At 72.2% G+C, this 9,811-nt stretch carries 8 protein-coding genes; 3 read left to right on the top strand and 5 right to left on the bottom strand.

The window, feature by feature from the left end:
- Nucleotides 1-101: 101 nt before the first annotated feature.
- Nucleotides 102-905: a DUF4097 family beta strand repeat-containing protein gene (locus D1825_RS02500; protein ID WP_118765905.1), complete on the top strand. Its 804-nt coding sequence runs from the start codon at nt 102-104 to the stop codon at nt 903-905.
- Entirely contained in the window at nt 905-1,510 is a 606-nt protein-coding gene (locus tag D1825_RS02495; RefSeq protein ID WP_118765904.1) for a PadR family transcriptional regulator, read from the top strand. The genes D1825_RS02500 and D1825_RS02495 overlap by 1 nt, the downstream gene beginning before the upstream one ends.
- Nucleotides 1,511-1,555: 45 nt before the next feature.
- Here the strand turns inward: D1825_RS02495 and D1825_RS02490 are convergent, their stop codons facing one another.
- The 5 genes from D1825_RS02490 to D1825_RS02475 all read right to left on the bottom strand — a co-directional run bounded on the left by D1825_RS02490 (nt 1,556) and on the right by D1825_RS02475 (nt 8,452).
- Complete coding sequence (locus tag D1825_RS02490; protein ID WP_118765907.1) at nt 1,556-2,149, bottom strand: GDSL-type esterase/lipase family protein; 594 nt, start codon at nt 2,147-2,149, stop codon at nt 1,556-1,558.
- Between the two features lie 66 nt (nt 2,150-2,215).
- On the bottom strand, nt 2,216-2,344 hold the full coding sequence (locus D1825_RS18700) for a hypothetical protein (protein WP_267897555.1): 129 nt from the start codon (nt 2,342-2,344) through the stop codon (nt 2,216-2,218).
- 124 nt (nt 2,345-2,468) lie between these two features.
- Nucleotides 2,469-6,251 (bottom strand): multifunctional oxoglutarate decarboxylase/oxoglutarate dehydrogenase thiamine pyrophosphate-binding subunit/dihydrolipoyllysine-residue succinyltransferase subunit, encoded by a 3,783-nt coding sequence (locus D1825_RS02485; RefSeq protein WP_118765906.1) that lies wholly within the window; start codon nt 6,249-6,251, stop codon nt 2,469-2,471.
- A gap of 349 nt (nt 6,252-6,600) precedes the next feature.
- Complete coding sequence (locus D1825_RS02480; RefSeq protein WP_118765903.1) at nt 6,601-7,701, bottom strand: sensor histidine kinase; 1,101 nt, start codon at nt 7,699-7,701, stop codon at nt 6,601-6,603.
- A 4-nt stretch (nt 7,702-7,705) separates the two neighbouring features.
- A complete protein-coding gene (locus tag D1825_RS02475; protein ID WP_118765902.1) occupies nt 7,706-8,452 on the bottom strand; it encodes a response regulator transcription factor in 747 nt (248 codons plus the stop codon).
- 215 nt (nt 8,453-8,667) lie between these two features.
- Here D1825_RS02475 and D1825_RS02470 point away from each other — a divergent pair.
- A partial coding sequence (locus D1825_RS02470) for a hemolysin family protein (RefSeq protein ID WP_138067380.1) occupies nt 8,668-9,811 on the top strand: 1,144 nt, incomplete at its 3' end.

The following is a 9,811-nucleotide window of genomic DNA, read 5'->3' as shown; positions in this document are numbered from 1 at the left end:
GGCCCCCGGCCGCGCGCCGTTCGTCGTCCCAGGGTTGCCTTCGACCAAGACGCGATATAACGTGTTCGACAACACGAGATATATCGCGAATGGAGCGAGCAATGCCTACCGAGTCCTGGGTCGTCGCCGGCCCGCAGATCATCGAGGTCGAGCAGGTCGACGCGCTGCGCGTGCAGCTCGTCGGCGGGCGCGTGGACGTCGTCGCGCACGACGAGCCGACGACCCGCATCGAGGTGCACGCGGTCGACGGTCGCCCGCTGGAGGTCACCCTGAGCGACGGGGAGCTGCGCGTCGGCTACTCGTTCACCCTGGGCGGCTGGGAGGGCTTCCTCGAGAAGTTCCGCAACTTCCGCGACAAGGACCGGGCGGACGTGCACATCGCGATCCCGCGCTCGGTGCGCGCCAAGGTCGGCACCGTGAGCGCCGAGGGTCTGCTCGCCGGGGTCGACGAGGACGCGTCGGTCTCCACGGTCTCCGGCTCGCTCGTCACCGACGGCACGCGCGGGCGGCTGTCCGCGAACACGGTCTCCGGGGAGATCGTCGTGCGCGCCCACGCCGGCGCGCTCAAGCTCAACACCGTCTCGGGCGAGCTCGCGGCGTCGGGCGAGCTCACGCTCGTGCAGGCCAACTCGGTCTCGGGCGACCTGTCGCTCGACGTGACCACGGGCTCGTCGTCCGTGACCGCCTCGACCGTCTCCGGCGACGTGACCGTGCGGCTGCCGCAGGAGCAGGGCGTGCGCGTGCAGGCCCAGTCGGTCTCGGGGCGCCTGGTCATCGACGGCCGCGAGTACAAGGACGGCAAGCCCGCGCAGCGCAAGGTCGACCTGACGACGGGGGACGGCGGCTGCTTCGTCTCGGCGAGCACGGTCTCCGGCCACGTCACCGTCCTGCGGAGCGCGCCGTGATGTCGCCGGTGTTCGCCCACGGCCAGCTGCGCCTGTACCTGCTGGCGCTGCTCGAGTCCGGCCCCAAGCACGGCTACGAGCTGATCACCGCCCTCTCGGCGCGGTTCGACGGCACGTACCGGCCGAGCGCCGGCACGATCTACCCGCGCCTGGCCCGGCTCGAGGACGAGGGGCTCGTGACGCGCACCGACGAGGAGCGCAAGAGCACGTACGCGCTCACCGACGCCGGCCGCGTGGAGCTCGAGGCCCGGCGCGACGAGCTGACCCACCTCGAGGAGGGCATCTCCGAGACGGTCCGCGACCGGGCGTTCCAGGTCCGCGACGACGTGCGCGGCTCGATGCGCGGGCTGCTCAAGGACCTCGAGGAGCAGGCGCGCCAGGCGCGGGCCGCGGCCAAGCCGGGCCACGACCCGTCGTCGGACGCGCGCCGCGAGTCGCACGCCCGCTGGGCCGAGGCCGACGGCCTGCTCACGCGGTTCCGCGACGAGGTGCGCGCGGACCTCAAGCGGGCGTCCGCCCACGGGCGCGTCGACTCCCAGACCGTCGAGCAGGTGCGTCGCGCGCTGGACGACGCGCGCCGCGCCCTGCGGGACACCCTGCGCTGAGGAGGGGCCGAGCCGATGTACCGACCGGTGATGGTGCGGGCGCTGCTACGCGCCGTCGTCGGGCTGACCGAGCCAGGCGTGCCAACCGGTGTGCAGCACCAGCCACGCCATGAGCCCGTACCCGGCCTGGCCGGGGAGCTCGCCGTCGCCCGCGGCCATGTCGCCGAGCCACTGCTCGTGGGCGGCGAGCGGGGAGAAGGTGTCGACGTAGGGCACCCGGCGGCGGGTCGCGACGTCACCGAACGCGGCGGACAGGTCGCCGAGCCGGTCGCTGTCGGCCGCGGGGCCGGGAGGCGGGCCGACGACGAACGCCGGGAGCTTCCACTGGTCGGCGACGTCGAGGATGTTCGCGAGGTTGAGCCGGCTGCGCGCGAGCGAGAGGTTCGCGCCCAGATCGGCCCGGCCGAGCCCGACCACGAGCCGGTTGTCGGCCGCGGGGTCGAGCCGCCGCCGTACCTCGTCCTCCCAGCGGGATCCGAGCGCGGTCGTCGTCTCCCCGGGCACCGCGAGCGTCACGGTGGTCAGCCGGTCCGGCGCAGTGGTCCGGGCCGCGACGCGCCCCACCCACCCGAGCGCCTTCGGGTCCCCGGCGCCGGCGACGAGCTCGTCACCGATCACCACGAGCCGCAGCTCACCCACCTGCACCACTCCTTCTCGTAGTCGAGACCCCAGTCTCTCAGGGGGCCGCGGCCGCGAGCGGCGGGCTCAGCGCGTGTCGCCGCACCGGCCGCGCGCGACGGGGGTGTCCCGCAGCCCGTCGCCGTGCGCGGCGGCGACGAGCCGCAGCGCCAGCCAGGCCCCGGCGAGGAGGACGACGATGGCGAGCGTGGTCATGGCTCCCACGGTTCGCCCGTGCCGCTCGTCAGGCCAGTGGCGTCTTCGTCGTCGTCCGTCAAGATCCTGCCAACGACGAGGGCCGCCCCCGCGATCGGAGACGGCCCTCGTCGAGGCGGTCAGCTCAGCGCGCGAACGCCTGCTCGACGAGCGTGGCCTGCTGCGCCTGGTGCTTCTTGGCGGACCCGGCGGCCGGCGACGCCGACTCGGCACGGGACACGACGCGCAGCGTGCGGTTGAGCAGCTGCGGCAGGTGCATCGAGACGAACGACCACGGGCCCTGGTTCTGCGGCTCGTCCTGCACCCACACCAGCTCGGCCCCGTCGAACGGCGCGAGCGCCGCTGCGGCCGACTCGGCGTCGAGCGGGTAGAGCTGCTCGAAGCGGACGATCGCGGTGCGCTCGTCGCCCGACTTCACGCGTTCGGCCAGCAGGTCCCAGTAGACCTTGCCCGAGCACAGCAGCACGCGGTCGACCTGCGAGGCCTTCGCGGTGGCCAGCTCGTCGCCGATCACGGGCTGGAACGTGCCCGTGGTGAAGTCCTCGACCGCGGACGACGCCGACTTCAGGCGCAGCATCGACTTCGGCGTGAAGACCACGAGCGGCTTGCGCGGGCGCTGGTAGGCCTGGCGACGCAGCAGGTGGAAGTGCGACGCGGGCGTCGACGGCTGCGCGACGAACATGTTGTCCTGCGCGCACAGCTGCAGGAAGCGCTCGATGCGGCCCGACGAGTGGTCCGGCCCCTGGCCCTCGTACCCGTGCGGCAGGAGCAGCACCACGGAGGAGCGCTGCGCCCACTTCTGCTCGGCCGACGAGATGAACTCGTCGATGATCGTCTGCGCGCCGTTGACGAAGTCGCCGAACTGCGCCTCCCACAGGACGAGCGCGTCCGGGCGCTCGACGGAGTAGCCGTACTCGAAGCCGAGCGCGGCGTACTCGCTCAGGGACGAGTCGTAGACCCAGAACTTGGCCTGCTCGCCCGAGAGGTAGAGCAGCGGGGTCCACTCGGCACCGGTCTCGCGGTCGTGCATGACCGCGTGGCGCTGGACGAACGTGCCGCGGCGCGAGTCCTGTCCGGCGAGGCGCACCGGGGTGCCCTCGGCCAGCAGCGACCCGAACGCGAGCAGCTCGCCGTAGCCCCAGTCGATGCCGCCCTCACGGGACATCTGCTCGCGCTTGGCCAGCAGCTGCGCGAGCTTCGGGTGGACCGTGAAGCCCTCCGGCGGACGCACGTGCGCGCGACCGATGCGCTCGATGAGGCTCGCGTCGACGGCGGTCTTCCAGCCGACCATGACGCCCGCGTCCTCGAGCTGCGACTCCGGGCGCTCGAGGCCCGCGACGGCCTCGGCCTCGGCGGGGGGCGGCGTCCAGCCGTCCTCGCGCGTCTCGGCGAACACCCGCTCGAGCTGCTGCTGGTAGTCCTGCAGCGCCTGCTCGGCGTCGGTGATCGTCAGGTCGCCGCGCGCCACCAGCGTCTCGGTGTAGAGCTTGCGGACCGAGCGCTTGGCCTCGATGAGGTTGTACATCAGCGGCTGCGTCATCGAGGGGTCGTCGCCCTCGTTGTGACCGCGGCGGCGGTAGCAGAGCATGTCGATGATGACGTCGCGGTCGAACTGCTCGCGGTACTCGAACGCGAGCTCCGCGGCGCGCACGCACGCCTCGGGGTCGTCGCCGTTCACGTGGAAGACCGGCACCTGCAGGCCCTTGGCCACGTCGGTCGCGTACTGAGAGGAGCGCGACGACGAGGGGCCCGTGGTGAAGCCGACCTGGTTGTTGATGATCACGTGGATGGTGCCGCCGGTGCGGTACCCGCGCAGCTGCGCGAGGTTGAGCGTCTCGAACACGACGCCCTGCCCCGCGAAGGCCGCGTCGCCGTGGATGAGGATCGGCAGCACGGAGAAGCCGTCGCCGCCCAGGTCGATGCGATCCTGCTTGGCGCGCACGATGCCCTCGAGCACCGGGTCGACGGCCTCGAGGTGCGACGGGTTGGCCGCGAGGTACACCTGGGTCGTCGCGCCGGACTCGGCGGTGAACGTGCCCTCGGTGCCCAGGTGGTACTTCACGTCGCCCGAGCCCTGCACTGACTTGGGGTCGGCGTTGCCCTCGAACTCGCTGAAGATCTGCGCGTAGGACTTGCCCGCGATGTTCGCCAGGATGTTCAGGCGGCCGCGGTGGGCCATGCCGATGCCGACCTCGTCGAGACCGTTGTCCGCGGCCTTCGACAAGATCGCGTCGAGCAGCGGGATGACCGACTCGCCGCCCTCGAGCGAGAAGCGCTTCTGGCCGACGTACTTGGTCTGCAGGAACGTCTCGAACGCCTCGGCGGCGTTGAGGCGGCGCAGGATCCGCAGCTGGTCCTCGCGCGGCGTGCGGGCGTAGCCGGACTCCAGGCGCTCCTGGAGCCAGCGGCGCTGGCGCGGGTCCTGCAGGTGCATGTACTCGATGCCCGTGGTGCGGCAGTACGAGTCGCGCAGCAGGCCCAGCACGTCGCGCAGCTTGGCGTTGTTCTTGCCGGTGAAGCCGCCGGTCGGGAACGCGCGGTCCAGGTCCCACAGCGTCAGGCCGTGGGTCTGGATGTCCAGGTCCGGGTGCTTGCGCTGGCGGTAGGCGAGCGGGTCGGTGTCCGCCATGAGGTGACCGCGCGAGCGGTAGGAGTGGATGAGCTCGGCGATGCGCGCGGGCTTGATGGCCTCGGCGTCCGGGTCGCTCGAGGTGTCGCGAACCCAGCGCACGGGCTCGTAGGGCACGCGCAGCGAGGCGAAGACGCGGTCGTAGAAGCCGTCCTCGCCGAGCAGCTTGACGCCCAGGATCCGCAGGAAGTCGCCCGACTGGGCGCCCTGGATGATCCGGTGGTCGTAGGTGCTCGTCAGGGTGAGGACCTTCGAGATGCCCATCTTGTTCAGGCGGTCCTCGGAGGTGCCCGCGAACTCGGCGGGGTAGTCCATCGCGCCGACGCCGATGATCGTGCCCTGGCCCTGCATCAGGCGCGGGACCGAGTGCACGGTGCCGATGGTGCCCGGGTTGGTCAGGGAGATCGTCGTGCCGGCGAAGTCGTCGACCGTGAGCTTGTTGCCGCGGGCGCGACGCACCACGTCCTCGTACGCGCTCCAGAACTGCGCGAAGTCGAGCGTGTCGGCCTTCTTGATCGACGGGACCATGAGCTGACGCGTGCCGTCCGGCTTGGCCAGGTCGATCGCGATGCCGAGGTTGACGTGCGCGGGCTGCGTGACGCCCGGCTTGCCGTCGATCGGGGTGTAGGCCGCGTTCATCGCCGGCATCTGCGCGAGCGCCTCGACCAGTGCGTAGCCGATGAGGTGGGTGAACGAGATCTTGCCGCCGCGACCGCGCGTCAGGTGGTTGTTCACGACGATGCGGTTGTCGACCATGAGCTTGGCCGCGACCGCGCGGACCGACGTGGCCGTCGGGACCTCGAGCGAGGCCTCCATGTTGACGACGACGCGCGCGGCGGGACCGCGCAGCTTCTGGACCTCGTCGGTCACGTCGTCGGCCTGGGGCGTGCTCTTGAGCGCGGCCTCGGCGTACGGCGCGGTGGCGGGCTGCGCCGTCGCGACCGGGGACGTCAGGGGAGCGGGCTCGCGCGAGGGCTTCGCGACGGGCGTCGGGTCGTCGGCCGGCTTCGGGACCGAGGGGGTCTTGGGCTCCGTCGACGTCGACGTCGCGGGCTTGACCTCCGCCGGCTTCTCGGCGGGCTTGTCGACGAGCGCAGCGGGAGCGGCAGCGGTGCCGTTCGTGCTCGCGGGCTTGCCGTCAGGAGCGGTGTCGACGTCCTCGGGCTTGTAGCCCTCGAAGAAGTCCCACCACGCGGGGTCCACCGCGTTCTTGTCCTTCAGGTACTGCTCGTACAACTCGTCCACGAGCCATTCGTTCGCGCCGAAAACGGCGCGCATCGAGTCAGGCTCAGCCTTCTGGGACACGCGAGGATCGCCCACTTCCGCTGCGGACCTGGTCCGCGTCGTTGCCGGTTCTGTCGGTGTCAACACTACGGCCTCCGGACCTTTGTCCCATGCTGGAAGCGGCCATCTTGGACAGCGGACCAGCGCTCTTCACTCGCTCGACACACGCGGGTCAACACCGGGCAATTGCGAGCCTTTGCCCGGCAAAAGGCCTGGTCGGCGGACCGTCTGCCAGGTCATGTCTTGGCCGCGCCCCCGAGACGCGCGCGTTGCCAGCCGGCCGACCCCGTCCTCATGCACGCTTCCGGGGGCGCAAGCGTGCATAGCGACAGGTTCGGCGGCGTCAGAGGGTGGTGAGGGCGATCTCGCCCGTCGGTGGTGCGCCCTCGCCTGGGAGGGTGACGCGCATCGTGCAGCCCGACTCGGTGTCGGCCACCTCGATGCGCCCCCCGTGCAGCTCGACGGCCCAGCGGACGATGGCCAGCCCGAGGCCGGTGCCGCCGGTCGAGACCTGGCCGGTCGTCGACGGGCTGTTCCCGCGCACGAACCGCTCGAACACGTGAGCCCGCTGCGCCGCGGCGATGCCGGGCCCGTTGTCGATCACGTCGATCTGCACGTCGCCCGCGACCCGCGTGGCGACCAGGCGGACCTCGTCGTCCTCCGGCGAGTGCCGCGCGGCGTTGTGCAGGAGGTTCGCGATCACCTGGTGCAGCCGCTCGGGGTCGGCGGGGACCGACAGGTCGGCCGGCTCGACGGAGACCGGGAAGCGCAGGTGCTTGGCCGCGCCGACGAGCTGTGCGCCGTCGGCCGCCTCGCGCAGGAAGTCGGCCAGCCGGACCTGCTCGATCTCCAGGGGCGCGTCGCCGGCCTCGAGGCGCGACAGGTCGAGCAGGTAGGTGACCAGGCGGCCGAGCCGCTCGGTCTGGGCGAGCGCGGCCTCCATGGTGGCCGGGTCCGCCTCGTCGACGCCGTCGACGATGTTCTCGAGCTGGGCCTGCAGCGCGGTGACCGGGGTGCGCAGCTCGTGCGAGACGTTCGCGACGAGCTCGCGGCGGAACTGGTCGTTCTGCTGCAGGTCGTCGGCCATGGTGTTGAACGCGGACGCGAGCTGGCCCACCTCGTCGGCGCTGGTCGCGCGCACGCGCCAGGAGTAGTCGCCCGACGCCATCTGCCGCGCCGCGAACGTCATCTCCCGCAGCGGCGAGGTCATGCCGCGGGCCAGCACCTGGGTGACGATCAGCGAGATGACGATGGCCAGGGGGAGCGTGCGCGTCGGGCCCAGGTGCTTCGACAGCCCGACCCACGTGATGAACGAGGCCAGCGTCACCGTCGCGGCGACGAGGATCCCGAGCTTGATCTTGATCGAGCGGAACTGGTCGAGGGGACGCACGTCGGGCAGCAGGGGCCGGACCGGCCCGCCGCGGACGTGACGGGGGACCGCCACCGGCTCAGGCGCCGTCCTGCTCGTCGCCGGCCGCGGGCTCGAAGGCGTACCCGACGCCGTGCACGGTGCGGATCAGGTCCGGTCCGAGCTTGCGGCGCAGCGCCTTGACGTGCGAGTCCACGGTCCGGGTGCCGCTCGCGTCGACCCAGTCCCACACCTCGGCGAGCAGCCGCTCGCGGGTGAGCACGGTCTTGGGCGTCGCGGCGAGCGCGAGCAGCAGGTCGAACTCGGTGGGCGTCAGGTGCACCTCGGCGCCGGCCCGCTGCACGCGGCGCTGGGCGCGGTCGATGACCACGTCGCCGATCTCCACGGGCGGGTCCGGGTGGGCGGCCTGCGCGATCTCGGCGGCGCGTGCGGCGCGCTCGGTCCGGCGCAGCAGCGCCTTGGTCCGGGCGACGAGCTCGCGCATCGAGAACGGCTTGGTCATGTAGTCGTCGGCGCCCACGCCGAGGCCGATGAGCATGTCGGTCTCGTCGTCGCGCGCGGTGAGCATGAGGACCGGCACGGGGCGGTCGGCCTGGATGCGGCGGCAGACCTCGAGGCCGTCGATCCCGGGGAGCATCACGTCGAGCACGACGACGTCCGGCTGCAGCCGGGCCGCGGCGCTCACGCCCGCGAGCCCGTCGCCGACCGCCTCGACGGCCCAGCCCTCGGCGGTGAACCGGCGCGCGATGGCCTGGGCGATCGCCGGCTCGTCCTCCACCACCAGCACGGTCGTGCCGTTGCGACCGGACGCGCTCGTCGTCATCATTCCCACACCTTGGCACAGGGGCGCTCGTGTGGCGTGGAGATCGGCACCGGCCCCTGTGGATCACCCCTGGCGACGCGGCGCAGGACCTTTATGATGGGCGGCACCATGAGCAGCTCAAGTCGCTGCCGGCGTCCCGCCCGGGGCTCGACCCCCAGGCCCGACCATGCCGGCCACCCCACTGAACTGTCCGCCGCCCCGAGCATCCGGGGCCCCCTGTGCTGAGCGAGTGGCTCCTCGTCGCCCTCGGCATCCTGCTCACCCTCGGCACCGCGGTGTTCGTCGCGAGCGAGTTCTCGCTCGTCACGCTCGACCCGGGCGTCGTCGAGAAGCAGACCGCGCAGGACGACCGTCGCGGCCAGGGCGTGCTCCGCGCGCTGCGCCGCCTGTCCACCGAGCTCTCCGGCGCCCAGGTCGGCATCACGGTGACCACCGTCCTGCTCGGGTACACCACCCAGCCGGCCGTGGGCCGGATGCTGGGTGACCTGTTCGACGGGTGGGTGAGCGCCGCGGTGAGCGGGGTGCTCGCGCTCGTCCTGACCGTGGTCCTCGTCAACGGCTTCTCGATGGTCGTCGGCGAGCTGATCCCCAAGAACTTCGCGATCGCCCGGCCGCTGGCCACCGCGCGCGCCGTCGTGCCACTCCAGTCCGGCTTCACGACCGCGCTGCACCCGGTGATCTCGTTCTTCAACGGCAGCGCCAACGCGCTGCTGCGCCGGTTCGGCGTCGAGCCGCGCGAGGAGCTGTCCGGCGGGCGTTCGCCGCAGGAGCTGGCGGCGCTGGTCCGTCGGTCCGCGCAGGAGGGCACGCTCGACGCGTCCACCGCGACCCTGCTCACCAACTCGATCGACTTCTTCGAGCTCACGGCGGTCGACGTCATGACCGACCGCCAGCGGCTCGTCGTCGTGCGCCGCGACGACTCGGCGGCCGACGTGACGGCCCTGGCCCGCGCGACCGGCCACTCCCGGTTCCCTGTGATCGGGGAGTCGAACGACGACATCGTCGGGCTCGTGCACGTGCGGCGGGCCGTCGCGGTGCCGTTCAAGCGCCGCGCCGAGGTCCCCGCCGCGGCCCTGATGGTCGACGCGCCGCAGGTCCCCGAGACCGTGCACCTCGGCCCGCTGATGGTCGAGCTGCGCGAGCAGGGCCTGCAGATGGCCGTCGTCGTCGACGAGTACGGCGGCACCTCGGGCGTCGTCACGCTCGAGGACGTCGTCGAGGAGCTCGTCGGAGACGTGGCCGACGAGCACGACCGACGCCGCACCTCGGCCGCGCGTGCTGCCGACGGGTCCTGGCACCTGCCGGGCGTCCTGCGGCCCGACGAGCTCACCGAGACGACCGGCCTGCGGGTGCCCGACGACG

Source organism: Cellulomonas rhizosphaerae (assembly GCF_003470205.1).
GTDB lineage: Bacteria > Actinomycetota > Actinomycetes > Actinomycetales > Cellulomonadaceae > Cellulomonas > Cellulomonas rhizosphaerae.
The sequence above is the reverse complement of the archived record's forward strand: the minus strand, read 5'-3'. Positions and strand labels throughout refer to the sequence as shown.